Genomic DNA, 18,094 nt, shown 5'->3' with positions numbered 1-18,094 from the left:
GGGGGTTCCGGCCTCTCACCCACCTCGGAGTGCTTTGACAGTCCCGAACCCCCTCCCTCGATCCCTCCCCTCAAGGGGGAGGGAAGCGCCGGAGCCGATGCGTCAGCTCGAGATCGCAAAATGACCCCCCTCGCCCCCTATCGCCGCATCACCATCAAGATCGGCTCGGCCCTGCTCGTCGACAAGGCCGGCAGGCTGCGCGCCGATTGGCTCGCCGATCTGGCCGAGGACATCGCCGCCCTCAAGGCGGAAAGCCGCGATATCGTCATCGTCTCCTCCGGGGCCATTGCGCTGGGCCGGGGCCTGCTTGGCCTGGCCGCGCCCGCCCTCACGCTCGAACAGAGCCAGGCCGCCGCCAGCGCCGGGCAGATCGCGCTCAGCCAGGCCTGGGCCGAGGCGCTGGGCCGCCATGGCATCGTCACCGGGCAGATCCTCATCACCCCCAATATCACCGAGGAACGCCGTTATTTCCTCAATGCCCGCACCACGATCCAGACCCTGCTGGGCCTGGGCGCCGTGCCCATCATCAACGAGAACGACAGCGTCGCCACCGCCGAAATCCGCTATGGCGACAATGACCGGCTCTCGGCCCGCGTCGCCACCATGATCGAGGCTGACCTTTTGGTCCTGCTCTCCGATATCGACGGGCTCTATACCGCGCCCCCCGCCAGGGATCCCGGCGCCGCCCATATTCCGCTGGTCGAAACCATCACACCCGCCATCGAGGCCATGGCCGGGGGCGCGGCCAGCCATCTCTCGCGCGGCGGCATGACCACCAAGATCGAGGCCGGCAAGATCGCCACCCTGGCCGGCACCGCCATGATCATCGCCAAGGGCACCGAAGCCCATCCGCTGCGGAAGCTGGCTTCAGGCGGCCTCCACACCCTCTTCCTTGCCGCCACCTCGCGCGCCCAGTCCAGAAAACGCTGGATCATGGGCACTTTGGCCGTCGCCGGCAGCGTGCAGGTCGATGCCGGCGCCGCCGGCGCGCTCAAGCAGGGCCGCTCCCTGCTCCCGGTCGGCGTCACCCGGATCACCGGCGCCTTCGAACGCGGCGACACCATTGCCGTGCTCGATCCGGACGGCCGCGAAATCGCCCGGGGCCTGTCCGGCCTCGACAGCGACGATGCGCGCCTGGTCATGGGCAAGAAAACCGATGCCATCGTCGAATTGCTCGGCGCCGGCAATCGCGCTGAAATGGTGCACCGCGACAATCTGGTCCTCACCGGCTCCAAGGAGGAAACGACCGCATGAGCGCCGTTCAAGCCAAGCAAACCATCGCCGAGACCATGCGCGAGATCGGCCGCAATGCCCGGATCGGCGCCAACGCCCTCAAGGTCGCCACGCCGGAACAGAAGCGCACCGCTTTGCTCACCGCCGCCGGCGCCCTCAACGCGCACCGCAAGCAGATTCTCGCCGCCAATGCGCTCGACATGGCCGCCGCGCGGGAAAAGGGCATATCCGGCGCCTTTCTCGACCGGCTCCTCCTCACCGATGCCCGGATCGACGGCATTATCGAGGCGGTGAAGACCATTGCCGAATTGCCCGATCCCGTCGGCACCGTCATTGCCGAATGGGACCGGCCCAATGGCCTTCATATCGAGCGCGTCCGCACCCCGCTCGGCGTCATCGGCGTCATTTTCGAGAGCCGCCCCAATGTCACCGCCGATGCCGGCGCGCTCTGCATCAAATCGGGCAATGCCGTCATCCTGCGCGGCGGCAGCGACAGCTTCCATTCCTCCCGCGCCATTGTCGATTGCCTGCTCGATGGCCTGCATCTGGCCGGCCTGCCGGTGGAATGCGTCCAGCTCGTGCCCACGACCGACCGGGAAGCGGTGGGCGAAATGCTCAAGGGTCTCGACGGCAATATCGACGTCATCGTGCCCCGGGGCGGCAAGTCGCTGGTCGCCCGGGTCCAGTCCGAGGCCCGCGTGCCGGTCTTCGCCCATCTCGAGGGCCTGGTCCATGTCTATATCGACAGGAGCGCCGATCTCGACAAGGCCGTCGCCGTCACCCTCAATGCCAAGATGCGCCGCACCGGCATTTGCGGCGCGGCCGAAACCCTGCTCGTCCACCAGGACGTGGCCGGCACCCATCTCCAGCCCATCATCGCGGCCCTCGTGGCCAAAGGCTGCGAGATTCGCGGCGACGCCACCGTCATGGGCCTGGTGCCCGAGGCCGTCGCGGCCACCGAACAGGATTGGCGCACCGAATACGAAGACGCCATCATCTCGGTGAAGATCGTCGAGAGCCTCGAAGCGGCCATTGCCCATATCGAGCATTATTCGAGCCACCACACCGAAGCCATCATCGCCGAGGATGCCGAGGCGGTCGAAAAATTCTTCAATGGCATCGACAGCGCCATCCTGGTCCACAACGCCTCCACCCAATTCGCCGATGGCGGCGAATTCGGCTTCGGCGGCGAAATCGGCATCGCCACCGGCAAGATGCATGCCCGCGGCCCGGTCGGCGTCGAACAGCTCACCAGCTTCAAATACCGCGTCCGCGGCAACGGGCAGACAAGGCCTTGATGTTCGCCACAAACTCAGTTCCTCCCCTCGCCCCTTGTGGGAGAGGGACAGGATTTTTGCGTTCAGCAAAAATCCAGGGTGAGGGGTTCTCTCCACACGTTCGGGGCCTGTGTGTAACGCCGCCCCCCTCATCCGCCCCTCCGGGGCACCTTCTCCCACCAGGGGAGAAGGACGAGACCCAACACCATCGGCCCCTTCCCACCCTCCCCCTTGAGGGGAGGGTAGCGCAGCTTAGCCGCAGGCTTAGCAAAGCTGGGGTGGGGGTCCCTCTGTTTTCCACTGATGGACCCCCTCCCTCGTTCCCTCCCCTCAAGGGGGAGGGATGCACAAGAACCGATAGAGTCGCGCCGACCGCTTCCCCAAGGGAAGGCCGCCCATGACCCTGCGCCCACCCCTGCGCATACCCGGCATCACCACCTTGCCGCCTTCCGCTCCCGGCATGCGCATCGGCCTTTTCGGCGGCTCCTTCAATCCCATTCATGACGGGCATCTGCTGGTCATGGAGGAAACCATGCGCCGGCTGGAACTCGATGCGCTCTGGGTCCTGGTCACGCCCGGCAATCCGCTCAAGAACAATTCCGGCCTGCCGCCGCTGGCCGAGCGCGTGCGCGCCGCCCGGGCCCGCATTCGCCATCCGCGCGTCCGCGTCACCGGTTTCGAGGCGGAAAAGGGCTTCGCCTATACCTGGCAGACCATCCGTTTTCTCACCCGGACCCTGCCCGACCGGCGCTTCGTCTGGATCATGGGCGCCGACAGCCTGGCCGATTTCCATCGCTGGGAGCGCTGGCGCGATATCGCCGCCATGGTGCCCATCGCCGTCTATGTCCGCCCCGGCGCCGGCCGCCGGGCCCTGGCCTCCCGCGCCGCCGCCACGCTCGATCACGCCCAGCACGACGAGCGGACCGCGCCCCTGCTCGCCTATGCCCGGCCGCCCGCCTGGATTTATCTCCAGGGCCGCCAATCGACCCTTTCCTCCTCCTCCATCCGCAACGGCGCCCCCCCCAGGCAAGCGTGATCGCGGCCTCATCTTGCGAAATCGGCCCCGAAAGCGCATATTGGTGCTCAAGTGTGATCATTGTCACCGGAACAGGAACAGACGGCTTGCCGTTGTCACGACGCCGCTATATTCCGATCAACAACCAAGGATGCTTGACTTACGCATGACCCATGCCCGCGCATGGGCGGAAGGCCGTTTCTGATGGCCGCGCTGCCCGAAAACACCGCTTCCGCCGCTCCGGCGCCCGCCGCCGCGACCCAGAAGCCCCTCATCGACCTCATCCTCGACACGCTCGACGACGCCAAGGCCGAAGAGACGGTCGCGGTCGATATCACCGGCAAATCCTCGCTGGCCGATCATATGGTGGTCACCTCCGGCCGCTCGCACCGCCATGTCGCCGCTGTCGCCGATCAGGTCATCACCGCCCTGCGCGAAAACGGCTATGGCAAGCCGCGCGTCGAGGGTCTGACCCATGCCGATTGGGTCCTGGTCGATGCCGGCGACGTCATCCTCCACGTCTTCCGCCCCGAAGTGCGCGAATTCTACAACATCGAAAAGATGTGGCAGGCCGATTTCGCCGCCGACCAGCACTGAAGCATCGGCGGTCGCCCCCTTGCCCCTCCGGGGAGAGGGCTGGGGTGAGGGGCTTCGAGCCATCCCGAAGGGCAATTCGGTCCAGTGGACCGAATTGAGGCGAGAAGGTCATGAGAGCTAAGCTCGAATGGCCGGGCCACTTAAGGACCGATCCATGCGCATTTCCATCGCCGCCATCGGCCGCATGAAGACCGGGCCGGAGCGCGAGCTCGTGGCCCGCTATCTCGAGCGCGCGCAGGGCGCCGGCAAGCCCCTGGCGCTCACCGGCTTCGACGTCTTCGAACTCTCCGAATCCCGCGCCGGCTCCGCTGCCGCCCGCAAGACCGAGGAAGCCAAAGCCATCCGCGCCGCCCTGCCCGATGGCCTGGTCGTGGCCTTGGACGAACGCGGCAAGAGCCTCGCCTCGGAAGCCTTCGCCAATCAGCTCGCCCGCTGGCGCGACGATGGGCGCGCCGCCATCGGCTTCGTCATCGGCGGCGCCGACGGCATCGATCCGGACCTGGTCCGGGCCGCCGATCTCACGCTCAGTTTCTCCCCCATGGTCTGGCCGCATCAGCTCGTGCGCATCATGCTCGCCGAGCAGCTTTACCGCGCCACCACCATCCTCTCGGGCCATCCCTATCATCGCGGTGACTGAACGCTGTCCTTTGCCAGGAAAGATCCGATTTTCGCGGCGCTCGACGTCAACAGTCTGTTACCCCGATCCCGCCTATGGTTAAGCAATGTTAACCGGCTCTTTGCCGCCGGCTTGCTAAGGTGCGGCCACTGATTCGGGGAGAGCCCATGCCCTTGCCGCCGGCAAGCGTGACCAAGATTCTGCTGGCCAGCCTGCTGCTTTGCGGGCTCGCCGGCGCGCCGTCCCTTGGCCAGACCGAGCCCGCGCCGGCCGAAACGCTGGAGACCCAATTGCGGCCCGGCCTTTCGCTCGACACCAATCAAAGCCCTGAAAATCCAGAGGAAATTACCGGGGACGAGGAAGAGCCCGGTCCCGAGGCGGCCAGCGCCACCGACCTTGCCGAGGTCGAGGCCTCCCTCTCGCTCAGCCGCGAGCGCATCGACGAGCTCAAGGCCGAAATCGCCGCCATGGAAGGCGACAATGTCCAGCAGAACGCCGCCCTCATCGCCGCCGGCCAGCGCGTCAAGCTCGCCGAGATCGAGGTCACCGATATCGAGGAACGGCTCTCCGATCTCATCGTCCGCGAGTTCGAAGTCCGGGGCCGCCTCGATGGCGCCGACGCCGAAATCGCCAATGTTCTCGCGGCCTTGCAGCGGATTTCCCTCAATCCGCCGCCCGCCCTCATCGTCGATCCGGACGATGCCTTGGGCTCGGCCCGCGGCGCCATGCTGATCGCCGCCATCGTCCCGCAATTGCGCGCCAAGGCCGACAGCGTCGCCGCCGATCTCAAGAGCCTCAACGAGATCAAGGCCGCCGCCCTCGCCGAGGAGGCCATGCTCAAGGCCAATCACGAAGTCCTTGAAGAAGAACAGCTTCGCATCGCCACCCTGATCGCCGCCCGCAAGCAGGGCATTGCCCATATGGGCGCCGAGCTCGAAGCCGAGGAACAAGCCGCCATCGAACTGGCCGAGCGCGCCGCGACCCTGCGCGAATTGATCGGCGCCCTGTCCGAACGCGCCGCGTCCGGTGCCAATGCCGGGCCCGCCACCGATCCGGACCTGCCCCGGCTGTCGCCCGAAGCCATTCAGCTGGCCTTTGCCGATGCCGCGCGCACCCAGCCGGCCGTGCCCTTCCCGCTGGCGCGCGGCTATCTGGTCCAGCCCGCCAACGGCACCCTGGCCATGGCTTTCGGCGCCAATGACGGGAGGGGCGGCATCGCCCAGGGCCAGTCCGTCCTCACCCGCCCGGAGGCCCAGGTGCTGGCGCCGGCCGATGGCTGGGTACTCTATAAGGGCCCTTACCTCAATTATGGCCAGATCGTCATTCTCAATACCGGCGGGGGCTATACGGCCCTGCTGGCGGGCCTCGATTCGATCATGGTCGAGATCGGCCAGTTCGTGCAGATGGGTGAGCCGCTGGGCCTTATGGGATCACGGACAATTGGACGGACCGTAACCACCAGTGCTGGTAACGCCCAGCCAACCCTCTATATTGAACTTCGACAGAACAACGAGCCCTTCGACCCCGCGGGTTGGTGGGCCGCCAACGAACAGACGGGATAATCTCTTCATGCGTTTCCCAATCCTTGGTGCCGCCGCCATTTGCGCGGCATTGCTGGTGCCGGCCTCTGTGCTGATCGCCCAGGACCAGGCGCCCGCTCCGGCCCCCAGTGAAGAAATGCCGCTGGACGAAGCCCCGTCCGAGCAGGAATCGCCTGCGCCCAATCCCATGGGCGAGCAGCCCGAGCCGACCGAGGCCGAGAAGGCCGCCGCCCCGCGCGACCCCATGGAGGTCTATGCCGATCTCAATCTCTTCGGCGAGATTTTCGACCGCATCCGCGCCGAATATGTCGATCCGCCCGACGAGAAGGAGCTGATCCGCGCCGCCATCCAGGGCATGCTGACCTCGCTCGATCCCCATTCGGGCTATCTGCCGCCCACCGATTACGACGAGACGCGCGAAGACATTTCCGGCCAGTTCGGCGGCCTGGGCGTCGAGATCATCATGGAAGACCAGCTGATCAAGGTGGTCTCGCCCATCGACGACACCCCCGCGGCCCGCGCCGGCATCCTGTCCAACGACCTGATCGTTGAGATCGATGGTCAGCAGGTCCAGGGCATGACCCAGGACGAGGCCGTCGAGAAGATGCGCGGCCCGGTCGGCACCAAGGTGACCATCACCATCGTGCGCGAAGGCGTGGCCGATCCGCTCGAATTCGAGCTGACCCGCGGCATCATTTCGCTGCGCGCCGTGCGCTGGTCCATGGAAGGCGATGTCGCCCTGCTGCGGCTTTCCCGCTTCTCCGAACAGGCCTTTGTCGGCATCGAACGGGCCATCGAGGCCATCTATGCCGAGCGCGACGACGTGGCGCCCAAGGGCATCATCCTCGACCTGCGCAACAATCCGGGCGGGCTGGTGGACCAGTCCGTCTATGTCGCCGACGCTTTCCTCAATCGCGGCGCCGTGGTGCTGACCCGGGGCCGCACTGAAGGCGAGAGCGCCCGCTACGACGCCATGCCCGACGCGCTGGACGAAAAGCTGGCCGACGTGCCCATGGTGGTCCTCATCAATGGCGGCTCGGCCTCGGCCTCCGAAATCGTGGCCGGCGCCCTGCAGGACCACAAGCGGGCCACCCTGGTGGGCACCCGTTCCTTCGGCAAGGGCTCGGTGCAGTCCATCATCTCGCTGGGGCCGGACGGCGCCATGCGGTTGACCACGGCGCGCTATTACACGCCCAACAACCGCTCGATCCAGGCCCTGGGCATCACCCCCGACATCGAGATCAAGCAGGTCGTGCCCGAGGAATTCCAGGGCCGCGACGAGATCATCGGCGAGGCGGGCCTGGAAGGCCACATCACCATCGATGGCCAGGAAGAATCCACGGTGGGCTCCTCCGTCTATGTCCCGCTGGAAAAGGCAGAGGACGCGCAATTGCAATATGCCATCCGCCTGATCAATGGCGAGGAAACCAACCCGGCCTTTCCGCCCGTCGCGGAATGAGCCGCCGGGCCGCTGATCCTGCCCGGGGACCGACCGGCCCCCGGCTCCTGTCGAACCGCCTCGCAAGGGCACGCGCGGAACGCCCATGGCCAATGACCTCTCGACGCCCCTGACCGGGCGCAAGCGCCGGACGAGGGAACGCAGCGGACCGTTTCACTTTCCGCTGGCCCGGCTGCTCTTTGCCCTCATCGTCCTGGTCCTGGGCGGCGTCGTGCTGCGGGTCGTCCTGGTCGACGATCCCGATGGCGGCCGGCCCAGCGCGGAAGTCGCCATCACCTCGACCCGCGACGGCAACAGCGTCGCCAATGCGGTCGCCAGCCGCCCCGCCACCATCATTGCCGATCCCCAGCAATTCCCCGCCGGCGCCACGCCGGAAGTGGGCATGGACCCCGCGGCGTTCGCCGATACCAGCGATGCCGGTCGCCCGGCCATATTGCCCGATCTCAGCGAGGAAACCGCCAACGGCCCCATTCCCCGCATGTCCAGCACCGGCCTGACGCCTTATCTGGCCTATCGCCGGCCGGCGCCGCCCCTGGGCGGGAACGCCCCGCGCATCGCCCTCATCGTCACCGGGCTCGGCATCAACGAGCAGGGCTCGCTCGATGCCGTCGATGCCCTGCCCGCGGACGTGACCCTGGCCTTTGCCCCCTATGGCCGCTCGCTCGCCAACGGCGTCGCCGCCGCCCGCGCCGCCGGCCACGAGGTCATGCTCGAAGTGCCCATGGAGCCCTTCGACTACCCGCAGAACGATCCGGGCCCGCACACCATCCTCACCGGCGACAGCCCGCGCGCCAATCTCGACAAGCTGTTCTGGCTCATGGCCCGTTTCGGCGGCTATTTCGGGGTGATCAACAATATGGGCGCCCGCTTCACCGCCTCGGCCGCCGATATGGGCCCCATCCTGGAAGAGTTCGGCGCCCGCGGCCTGGGCTATATCGACGATGGCGGCTCCAACCGCTCGGTCGCCGCGCAACTGGCCGAGGCCAACAAGGTGCCCTTCGCCCGCGCCAGCCTCATGGTCGATGCCAATCCGGCACGCGCATCCATTCTCGCCGCGCTTGCCAGCCTTGAAGCCCGGGCGCTGGAATCGGGCAGCGCCATTGGTATAGTCAGCGCCCTGCCCATATCGGTGCAGGCCGTGTCCGACTGGACGCGCGAACTTGACGCCAAGGGCATCGCATTGGTGCCCGCCAGCGCCCTGATGAATTAGAGAATTTGCCATGACCAGCCGGCCCGACCGTGAAGCCATGCCCTATCGCGACTGCGTCGGCATTGCCCTGTTCAACGCCCAGGGCAAGGTCTTTATCGGCCGCCGCAAGGCCGATAGCGATCCCGAACAATCCGAAGAGCGCGGCGCGCCCTGGCAGATGCCGCAGGGCGGGATCGACCGGGGCGAGGACCCGCTGCGCGCCGCCCTGCGCGAATTGCACGAGGAAACCAATGTCGCCTCGGTGAGCCTGCTCGCCGAAGCGCCCGAATGGATCTACTACGATCTCCCCGACGATGCCCTGGGCATCGCGCTCAAGGGCAAATATCGCGGCCAGCGCCAGCGCTGGTTCGCCTTCGCCTTTACCGGCGCAGAGGGCGAGATCGACGTGGTCGCGCCGGGTGGTGGCAAGTTCGAGGCCGAATTCGACGCCTGGCGCTGGGAAAAGCTCAGCCGCACCCCGTCCCTGATCGTCCCCTTCAAGCGCCAGGCCTATGAAAAGGTCGTCGCCGCCTTCGCCGATATCCCCGAGCGTTTCTCCCATGGCTGAGACGGCGATGAAGGCCATCGGCCTCATCGGCGGCATGAGCTGGGAATCCACCGCCCATTATTACCGCATCCTCAACCAGGAGACCGCGACCCGGCGTGGCGGCCTGCATTCGGCGCCGCTGATCGTTCATTCGCTGGACTTTGCCCCCATCGCGGCCATGCAATCGGCCGGCCAATGGGACGAGGCCGGCGCGGCGCTCAACGCCGCGGCGCGCGGCCTCCAGCAGGCCGGCGCCCAGGTCCTGGGCCTTGCCACCAACACCATGCATGTCGTGGCCGACCAGGTCACCCAGGACATCGCCATCCCCTTCATCCACATCGCCGACCCCACCGCGGACGCCCTCCTGGCCGACGGCTATGACAGAATCGGCCTTCTGGGCACCCGCTTCACCATGGAAATGAGCTTCTACAAGGACCGGCTGACCGCGCGCGGCCTCGATGTCCTCGTGCCCGAGGTGGACCGCACCAATCTCAACGGCATCATTTATGAAGAATTGTGCAAGGGCATCGTTCGTGAGCCGTCCCGCCTTATCTATATCGAGGCCATCGAACGCCTCGCCGCCCGCGGCGCCCAGGCGGTCATCCTGGGCTGCACCGAGATCGGCATGCTGGTCGACGACAGCACCAGCCCCCTGCCCTGCTACGACACCACCGATCTCCACGCCCGCGCCCTGGTCGACGCGGCCATAAACTAGAGCAGTCCACATTTGCCTGGACTCGCGGCTCCATCGCCTCCCTCCCCCTTGAGGGGAAGCAATGAGGGTGGGGGTCCATCAGCGGATCACTGCACCACCCTCACCCACCGCTCGTCACCCTCGGGCTCGACCCGATAGCCTGCAGCGGCAGGGGGCGAGCCCGAGGGCAGCACGGATCAGGACGTCCAAAGACCCGTCCGGACGGGCTAAGCCGCCCGGCTTTCCCCGCGCCCGGCACCGGCCATGTCCCCATCGACGCGGAACACATCGACCAGCCGGTCCAGGGTCAGGGTCTGGCCCTCGGTCTGTTCGATCACCGCATTGGTCTGTTCCACCAGGGCAGCATTGTGCTGGGTCATCTGGTCCAGTTGCCGCATCGCTTCATTGACCTCCTCGATCGAGCCGGCCTGGTCGCGGCTGGCCCGCGCAATGGCATTGACCAGTTCCGCACTCTCGCGCATCGCCTCCAGCATGGCCTCGAGCTTTTCTCCCGCCGCGCCGACCAGCCCGGCCCCGGCCTTGACCTCGAGCCCGCTCTGGTCGACCAGGGCCTTGACCTCGGCCGAGGCTCCGGCGGCGCTCTGCGCCAGCCGCCGCACTTCCACCGCCACGACGGCGAAGCCCTTGCCGGCATCCCCCGCCCGCGCCGCCTCCACCGAGGCGTTCAGCGCCAGGAGGTTGGTCTGGAAGGCGATGTCGTCGATCAGCCCGATAATATTGGAGATCCTGCCCGAGGATTGGGTGATGCGCGCCATGGCGTCATTGGCTTCCGACATCGCCGCGCCGCTTTCCGCCGCTGCCCGGGAGACCGTTGCGGTCTTGTCCGCGGCGTCGCCCGCCATGCCGGCATTTTTGGCCACCGTGCCCGCCAATTGCTCCATGGCCGCCGAGATTTCCTCGATCGTGGCGGCCTGTCGCGTGGTGCGTTCGGACAGGTCATTGGCGCCCGACAGCAATTCGCCGCTGGCAATGCGCAAGGCCCGCGTGGTCGTGCGCAATTGCCCCACCATGTCGGCGAAGCGCGCCATCGTGCCGTTGAGCGCCAGGCGCAGATCCTCGAATTCGGGCGGGAACGGGCTGTCGATGCGGCCGGTCAGGTCGCCCTCGGCCAGATGCTTGAGACCATTGCCGATCGCCGCCACCGATTGCCGGCGCGCCGTGACGTCGATGGCGAATTGCACCACCTTGTAGGCGACCCCGTCCGCGTCGCAGATCGGCGTGAAGGTGATCTGGATCCACACTTCCGCGCCCTTGCCGGTGCGGCGGCGATATTCCCCGCTCTTGAACGCACCCGCCGCCAGCTCCGCCCAGAATTGCCGATAGGCCGGATCGGCCGGGTCGGCATCGAACAACAGCACCGCATTGGGCTGGCCCGCCACCTCGTCCAGCCGCCGCTCCAGCAGGGTGAGAAAATTGTCATTGGCCGTGATCAGGGTGCCGTCGAGATTAAACTCGGCCACCAATTGCGCCCGCGAGATCGCCTGCAATTGCCCCTTGTGGTCGGCCGCCTCCTGCATGTGCCGGCGGGCCTGGGCATCGAGCGCCGCCTTCTCCGCGCCATTGGCCCGGAACACTTCCACCGCCCGCGCCATGGCGCCGATTTCGTTGCCGCGCGTCGTATAGGGCACGGCGCTATCCAGGTCGCCATCGGCTATGGCGCTCATCACCCCGGCCAGCTTGGGAATCGGTCTTGTCAGCAGCCGCGACAGCACCAAGGCGACGATGATCGTGAGAACGAGCACGACCAGCCCCACGGCCAGCAACACGCCCATCGACTGTGTCAGCACCGCCTCGAGCGGCGCGCGGTCGACGGCCACCATCAAGGCGCCGATCACCCGCCCGTCGGCATTGGCGATCGGCTGGTAGCGCACCACATAGCGGGCGCCCAGGATCGTCATCTCCGCCTCCGCCGCTCCATTGGCCGTCAGCGTCTCGAACAGGGCGCTCCCCGCCGGGATCGGCATGTCCATGAGCCGCTCCTCGCCGGCGACGAAACTGGTGCTGCCCAGGGTGAAGTCGGGGCCCGCCTCGGCGTCGAAGACATAGATGGCCGCCTCCGCCCCAGCGACATTGCTCACCGTGTCGATCACGTCATGGCTGCGGAAGCGCGGCATGGAGCGGGCCTGCAGCGCCGTCACATTGCCGCTCTCGTCGACCGCCACTTCCAGGCTGGGCAGGTTGACCTGCAGGATTTGCGCGGCGATCCGCGTGCCGGCATTCAGCGCCTTTTCGCCGTCCCGCTCCACCGAAAAACTGAGGCTCACGAAGAGCCCGCCCAGCACGGCCAGGATGGCGATGGAAATGGCGCCGATCGCCATGGCGGCGATGGCGAAGGTCAGGCGCAGATTACCCAGAAATGCGGCCATGCTTTCAGTCCCCCTTCGTCCGGCCATGGCCGGACGCGCTTCTCTGGGGTCAAAGAGTGAACCGCAAGTCTTAAGCGATCTTGAATTTCGCTATTTTTGCAGCAACATCAATAGTTTGCTCAAATATTGAGCATATTGCCCGCGCCGGAAGCAAAAAGGCCGCCTCCCGAGGGAAGCGGCCTGACATTATTTGCCGGTACCGGCGATCAGTGGATATGGGCGCCGTCGATATGCTGGGCCTCGATGGCCAGGTTGAGCAGGCCCGACACGACTTCCTGCGCATAGGACTTGTCTTCCGGCGTCGCCGCGCGGTTGAGCTCTTCCTCGGCCGCCTTGATCTGGGTCTGCAGGTCGCCGTGGTCGAATTCGGCGAAGGGCACGGATTGCTCGGCCAGAATGGTCAGCCCTTCCGGGGAAACGTCGGCAAAGCCGCCCTTGACGAAATAGACGTCGGCGCCGCCATCCTTGGTCACGGTGATGAAGCCGGGCCGCAGCGTCGTCATGAACGGCGCATGGTCGTCCATCACGGTGAAATAGCCTTCCGTGCCGGGCACGGTCACCGATTGCACCACTTCGCTCAGCACCAGCCGCTCGGGCGAAACGATCTCGATCTTGAGGCCTTCAGCCATTCTCTTGGTCCTTTGGCAACGAGGCCCGAATGCTCATTCGGGCCCCATGACGAGAGGGATGCGGGCGGGGCCCGCAACCGGACTTACGCTGCCTGCGCGGCCAGCTTCTGCGCCTTGGCGACGGCGTCTTCGATGGTGCCGACCATGTAGAAGGCCGCTTCGGGCAGATGGTCGTAATCGCCGTTGACCAGGCCCTTGAAGCCCTTGATCGTGTCTTCGAGCTGCACGAACACGCCGGGCGAGCCGGTGAACACTTCGGCCACGTCGAAGGGCTGGCTCATGAAGCGCTCGATCTTGCGGGCGCGGGCCACGGTCAGCTTGTCTTCTTCGGAGAGCTCGTCCATGCCCAAGATGGCGATGATGTCCTGCAGCGCCTTGTACTTCTGCAGGATCGCCTGCACCTGGCGGGCGGTCTCGTAATGCTCTTCGCCCACGACATTGGCGTCGAGAATGCGCGAGTTGGAGGCCAGCGGATCCACGGCCGGGTAGATGCCCTTTTCCGAGATGGCGCGGTTCAGCACGGTCGTCGCGTCAAGGTGTGCGAAGGTGGTGGCCGGGGCCGGGTCGGTCAAGTCGTCGGCCGGCACGTAGACGGCCTGCACCGAGGTGATCGAGCCCTTGGTCGTGGTGGTGATGCGTTCCTGCATCGCGCCCATGTCGGTGGACAGCGTCGGCTGGTAACCCACCGCGGAGGGGATGCGGCCCAGCAGAGCCGACATTTCGGCGCCGGCCTGGGTGAAGCGGAAGATGTTGTCCACGAAGAACAGCACGTCCTGGCCCTGGTCGCGGAAATTCTCGGCGACGGTCAGGCCGGTCAGGGCCACGCGGGCACGGGCGCCGGGGGGCTCGTTCATCTGGCCGAACACCAGGGCGCACTTGGAGCCGGCGGCCGAACCACCATGTTCCTTGGGGTCCTTGTTCACGCCCGATTCGATCATTTCGTGGTAGAGGTCGTTGCCTTCGCGGGTGCGTTCACCCACGCCGGCGAACACCGAATAACCACCATGGGCCTTGGCGACGTTGTTGATCAGTTCCTGGATCAGCACGGTCTTGCCCACGCCGGCGCCGCCGAACAGGCCGATCTTGCCGCCGCGGGCATAGGGAGCGATCAGGTCCACGACCTTGATGCCGGTGACCAGAACCTGGCTTTCCGGGGACTGCTCGACGAATTCGGGCGCGTCCTGGTGGATTTCGCGGCGGGCGCTGGCCGGGATCGGGCCGGCTTCGTCGATGGGCTCGCCGATCACGTTCATGATGCGGCCAAGGGTTTCGTCGCCGACGGGCACCGAGATCGAGGCGCCGGTATCGCTCACTTCGGTGCCGCGGACCAGACCTTCGGTCGTGTCCATGGCGATGGTGCGCACGGCGTTCTCGCCCAGGTGCTGGGCAACTTCCAGCACCAGGCGCTGACCGTTATTGGTGGTTTCAAGCGCGTTCAGGATGGCGGGCAGGTGATCGTCGAACACCACGTCAACGACGGCGCCAATGACCTGCGAAACGCGACCGGCCTTCTTTTCTGCCATTTGTTCGTCCTCGCTGATGGGTTAGAGCGCTTCGGCGCCCGAGATGATTTCGATGAGTTCTTTGGTGATCTGGGCCTGGCGCTGGCGGTTGAAGCTCAGCTGCAGCTTGTTGATCATTTCGCCGGCATTGCGGGTCGCATTGTCCATGGCGGACATCTGCGCACCGTAGAACGAGGCGGAGTTTTCGAGCAGCGCCCGCAGGATCTGCACGCTGATATTGCGCGGCAGCAGGTCCTCGACGATCGCTTCCTCGCTCGGCTCGTATTCATAGGGCACGGCGGGAGCGGCGGCCTGGCCTTCGCCCTCGACGCGGTCCAGCTTGGCCGGGATGATCTGCTGGGCCGTCGGCACCTGGCTGATCACGCTGCCGAACTTGGCGAAATAGAGCGTGGCCACGTCGAATTCACCGGCGGCGAACATCGAGAGCACCTTGTCGGCGACCAGCTGGGCCTGGGTGAACCCGACCTGCTTGATATCGCGGAAATTGAAGGTGTCCACGATCAGCTCCGGATATTGCCGGCGCAGGATATCGTGGCCCTTGCGGCCCACCGTCAGGATTTTGACCGTCTTGCCCTGGCTGATGAGCTTCTGGGCATGGTCGCGCGCCAGGCGGGCGATCGAGGAATTGAAGCCGCCGGCCAGGCCGCGCTCGCCGGTGGCGACCACCAGCAGATGCACCTGGTCCTTGCCCGTGCCGCCGAGCAGCACGGGGGCGTTTTCCTGCCCGTCATAGACCGCGCCGAGCGCGGCCAGCACCTTGCCCATGCGTTCGGCATAGGGACGGGCGGCCTCGGCGGCTTCCTGGGCGCGACGGAGCTTGGCCGCCGCGACCATCTGCATGGCCTTGGTGATCTTCTGGGTCGATTTGACCGAGTCGATCCGGTTCTTGAGGTCCTTTAGCGACGGCATTGCCTGTCGTCTCCTTCAGGGCTTAAGCCGCGTAGGTCTTCTTGATCTCGTCCAGAGCCGACTTCAGCTTGGCGCGGGTGTCGTCGCTCAGCGCCTTTTCCGTGGCGATGGTCGCCAGGAGATCGGCATGCTTGGAGCGCAGGTTCGACAGCACGTGCTTCTCGAAATCCTGGACCTTGTTGACCGGAATGCTGTCGAGATAGCCCTGGCCGCCGGCAAAGATCACCGCGACCTGTTCTTCGGTCTTGAGCGGGGAGAATTGCGGCTGCTTCAGCAGCTCGGTGAGGCGGGCGCCGCGGTTGAGCAGGCGCTGCGTGGCCGCGTCGAGGTCCGAACCGAACTGGGCGAAGGCCGCCATTTCGCGGTACTGGGAGAGTTCGCCCTTGAGCGAACCGGCCACCTGCTTCATCGCCTTGACCTGAGCCGAACCACCCACGCGGGAAACGCTGAGACCCACGTTCACGGCCGGGCGGATACCCTGGAAGAACAGGTTGGTCTCGAGGAAGATCTGGCCGTCGGTGATCGAGATCACGTTGGTCGGGATATAGGCCGACACGTCATTGGCCTGGGTCTCGATGACCGGCAGGGCGGTGAGCGAACCAAGACCGTGGTCTTCGTTCATCTTGGCCGCGCGTTCGAGCAGACGGCTGTGGAGGTAGAACACGTCGCCCGGATAGGCTTCGCGGCCCGGCGGACGGCGCAGCAGCAGGCTCATCTGGCGGTAGGCGACGGCCTGCTTGGTCAGATCGTCATAGGCGATCACGGCATGCTTGCCATTGTCGCGGAACCATTCGCCGATGGCGCAGCCGGTGAACGGCGCGATATATTGCAGCGGCGCCGGGTCCGAAGCGGTGGCGGCGATGATGATCGAATAGGGCAGCGCGCCCGATTCCTCGAGCTGCTTGACGAACTGGGCCACGGTCGAGCGCTTCTGGCCGACGGCGACATAGATGCAATAGAGCTTCTCAGTATCGGAAGCATTGGCGTCATGCGCCGGCTTCTGATTGAGGAAGGTATCGAGAATGATGGCGGTCTTGCCGGTCTGGCGGTCGCCGATCACCAGCTCGCGCTGGCCGCGGCCGATCGGGATCAGCGCGTCGATGGCCTTGAGGCCGGTCGACATCGGCTCGTGCACCGACTTGCGCGGCAGGATGCCGGGGGCCTTGACGTCGACGCGGCGGCGTTCGGTGTGCTCGATCGGGCCCTTGCCGTCGATCGGGTTGCCGAGGCCGTCGACCACGCGGCCGAGCAGGCCCGGACCCACCGGGGTGTCCACGATGGCGCCGGTGCGCTTGACGACGTCGCCTTCCTTGATGGAACGGTCATTGCCGAAGATCACGACACCGACATTGTCGGTTTCGAGGTTGAGCGCCATGCCCTTGATGCCGCCCGGGAATTCCACGAGCTCGCCGGCCTGCACATTGTCGAGGCCATAGACGCGGGCGATACCGTCACCGACGGAGAGCACCTGGCCGACTTCGGAAACCTGGGCTTCCTGGCCGAAATTCTTGATCTGGTCCTTGAGGATCGCAGAGATTTCCGCGGCTTTGATGTCCATTTATCCGACCTCTTTCATGGCGATTTTCATCGCAGCGAGTTTTGTCTTGAGCGAAGAGTCGATCATCTGGCTGCCGACCTTCACCTGAAGGCCGCCGATCAGCGAGGGATCAACGAATTGATTGAGCGTGACGGTCTTGCCCAGCTTGGTCTTGAGCGTCTCGCTGAGAGCCTTGGCCTGCGCATCGGTGAGCGGGGCGGCCGAGGTCACATCGGCGGTGGTTTCGCCGCGATCGGCGGCGGCCAGTTCGCGGAAGGCCACGATGATCTGGTCCAGCGCGAACAGGCGTCCATTGCGGGCCACGATGCGCAGGAAATTGCCGACCAGCGGATTGACCTTGGCCTTGCCCAGAAGGGCGTCGAGCGCGGAGGCCTTGACGTCGGCGGGAATGACCGGGGACCGGAGATAGCGGGAGAAGTCTTCGCTTTCCCCGATCAGCCGGGAGATGTCGGAAAGCCCGGTTTCCACCTGGGCCAGCTGGTTTTCGCTTTTGGCGAGATCAAACAGCGCCGACGCATATGGCCGCGCGATCTGGGTAAGCACTGAATTCTGCGCTGCCAATGCCGCTTCACCCTCTTATTGACCGGCCCTTGCAATGGCTCCGTCTGCCGGAACCCGGGCGGGTTTTGAACGCTTGGACGTGCTCGGAAACGGGGTTCGAGCCGGACCCCCTGAAAGTCGGGGCTGCTCTAACACATGAAAAGTCAGCCATGCAAGGCTTGGCGACGTGATTCAACCATGTCGAAAGTGTCGCACTTCGAGCGGTGCCGCAGGCAAATTCGCTCCAGTGGAGCGAATTTAGGCGAGAAGGCCATGAGAGCTACGCTCGAATGGCACGGGCCCCAGGAGAGAATCCCTTCCCCCACCCCAAACCCCGCCCATGCCAAAGCGGCCCGCGTCGTTACGAAGGCTTAAGACTT

Annotated in this window: 16 protein-coding genes; 10 read left to right on the top strand and 6 right to left on the bottom strand. The window is 65.8% G+C overall.

Annotation, left to right across the window (positions count from 1 at the left end):
• Positions 1–120: 120 nt before the first annotated feature.
• The 10 genes from proB (at position 121) to A3840_RS02695 (ending at position 10,189) form a co-directional block, all read left to right on the top strand.
• Positions 121–1,254, top strand: a complete 1,134-nt coding sequence (proB, locus tag A3840_RS02740) for a glutamate 5-kinase (protein WP_067451496.1) — start codon at positions 121–123, stop codon at positions 1,252–1,254.
• Positions 1,251–2,531: a glutamate-5-semialdehyde dehydrogenase gene (locus A3840_RS02735; RefSeq protein ID WP_067451494.1), complete on the top strand. Its 1,281-nt coding sequence runs from the start codon at positions 1,251–1,253 to the stop codon at positions 2,529–2,531. Before proB ends, A3840_RS02735 begins: the two co-directional genes overlap by 4 nt.
• A 376-nt stretch (positions 2,532–2,907) precedes the next feature.
• A complete protein-coding gene (locus A3840_RS02730) occupies positions 2,908–3,546 on the top strand; it encodes a nicotinate-nucleotide adenylyltransferase (protein ID WP_067451491.1) in 639 nt (212 codons plus the stop codon).
• A gap of 183 nt (positions 3,547–3,729) precedes the next feature.
• On the top strand, positions 3,730–4,122 hold the full coding sequence (rsfS, locus tag A3840_RS02725) for a ribosome silencing factor (RefSeq protein WP_067451488.1): 393 nt from the start codon (positions 3,730–3,732) through the stop codon (positions 4,120–4,122).
• 154 nt (positions 4,123–4,276) lie between these two features.
• Positions 4,277–4,759 carry a 23S rRNA (pseudouridine(1915)-N(3))-methyltransferase RlmH gene (gene rlmH / locus A3840_RS02720; RefSeq protein WP_067451481.1) on the top strand — a complete coding sequence of 161 codons (483 nt, stop codon included), beginning with the start codon at positions 4,277–4,279 and terminating at the stop codon, positions 4,757–4,759.
• Positions 4,760–4,905: 146 nt separating this feature from the next.
• Positions 4,906–6,300 (top strand): murein hydrolase activator EnvC family protein, encoded by a 1,395-nt coding sequence (locus A3840_RS02715; RefSeq protein ID WP_067451478.1) that lies wholly within the window; start codon positions 4,906–4,908, stop codon positions 6,298–6,300.
• Positions 6,301–6,307: 7 nt separating this feature from the next.
• Positions 6,308–7,738: a S41 family peptidase gene (locus A3840_RS02710; protein WP_245676536.1), complete on the top strand. Its 1,431-nt coding sequence runs from the start codon at positions 6,308–6,310 to the stop codon at positions 7,736–7,738.
• A gap of 85 nt (positions 7,739–7,823) precedes the next feature.
• Positions 7,824–8,948 carry a divergent polysaccharide deacetylase family protein gene (locus A3840_RS02705; protein ID WP_067451473.1) on the top strand — a complete coding sequence of 375 codons (1,125 nt, stop codon included), beginning with the start codon at positions 7,824–7,826 and terminating at the stop codon, positions 8,946–8,948.
• 10 nt (positions 8,949–8,958) lie between these two features.
• On the top strand, positions 8,959–9,495 hold the full coding sequence (locus A3840_RS02700; RefSeq protein ID WP_067451470.1) for an RNA pyrophosphohydrolase: 537 nt from the start codon (positions 8,959–8,961) through the stop codon (positions 9,493–9,495).
• On the top strand, positions 9,488–10,189 hold the full coding sequence (locus tag A3840_RS02695; RefSeq protein ID WP_281180533.1) for an aspartate/glutamate racemase family protein: 702 nt from the start codon (positions 9,488–9,490) through the stop codon (positions 10,187–10,189). Before A3840_RS02700 ends, A3840_RS02695 begins: the two co-directional genes overlap by 8 nt.
• A gap of 206 nt (positions 10,190–10,395) precedes the next feature.
• Here A3840_RS02695 and A3840_RS02690 read toward each other — a convergent pair whose 3' ends face one another.
• The 6 genes from A3840_RS02690 to A3840_RS02665 form a co-directional block, all read right to left on the bottom strand.
• Positions 10,396–12,555 (bottom strand): methyl-accepting chemotaxis protein, encoded by a 2,160-nt coding sequence (locus tag A3840_RS02690; RefSeq protein WP_067451465.1) that lies wholly within the window; start codon positions 12,553–12,555, stop codon positions 10,396–10,398.
• A gap of 206 nt (positions 12,556–12,761) precedes the next feature.
• On the bottom strand, positions 12,762–13,184 hold the full coding sequence (locus A3840_RS02685) for a F0F1 ATP synthase subunit epsilon (RefSeq protein ID WP_067451462.1): 423 nt from the start codon (positions 13,182–13,184) through the stop codon (positions 12,762–12,764).
• Between the two features lie 83 nt (positions 13,185–13,267).
• A complete protein-coding gene (gene atpD / locus A3840_RS02680; protein WP_067451459.1) occupies positions 13,268–14,707 on the bottom strand; it encodes a F0F1 ATP synthase subunit beta in 1,440 nt (479 codons plus the stop codon).
• Positions 14,708–14,728: 21 nt separating this feature from the next.
• Positions 14,729–15,616, bottom strand: coding sequence for a F0F1 ATP synthase subunit gamma (locus A3840_RS02675; protein ID WP_067451454.1), 888 nt, complete (start codon positions 15,614–15,616; stop codon positions 14,729–14,731).
• 22 nt (positions 15,617–15,638) lie between these two features.
• Positions 15,639–17,174 carry a F0F1 ATP synthase subunit alpha gene (atpA, locus tag A3840_RS02670; protein ID WP_067451451.1) on the bottom strand — a complete coding sequence of 512 codons (1,536 nt, stop codon included), beginning with the start codon at positions 17,172–17,174 and terminating at the stop codon, positions 15,639–15,641.
• Positions 17,175–17,735, bottom strand: coding sequence for a F0F1 ATP synthase subunit delta (locus tag A3840_RS02665; protein WP_067451448.1), 561 nt, complete (start codon positions 17,733–17,735; stop codon positions 17,175–17,177).
• Between the last annotated feature and the right edge of the window lie 359 nt (positions 17,736–18,094).

Origin of the sequence: Devosia elaeis (genome assembly GCF_001650025.1) — a bacterium.
Lineage (GTDB): Bacteria > Pseudomonadota > Alphaproteobacteria > Rhizobiales > Devosiaceae > Devosia > Devosia elaeis.
The sequence above is the reverse complement of the archived record's forward strand: the minus strand, read 5'-3'. Positions and strand labels throughout refer to the sequence as shown.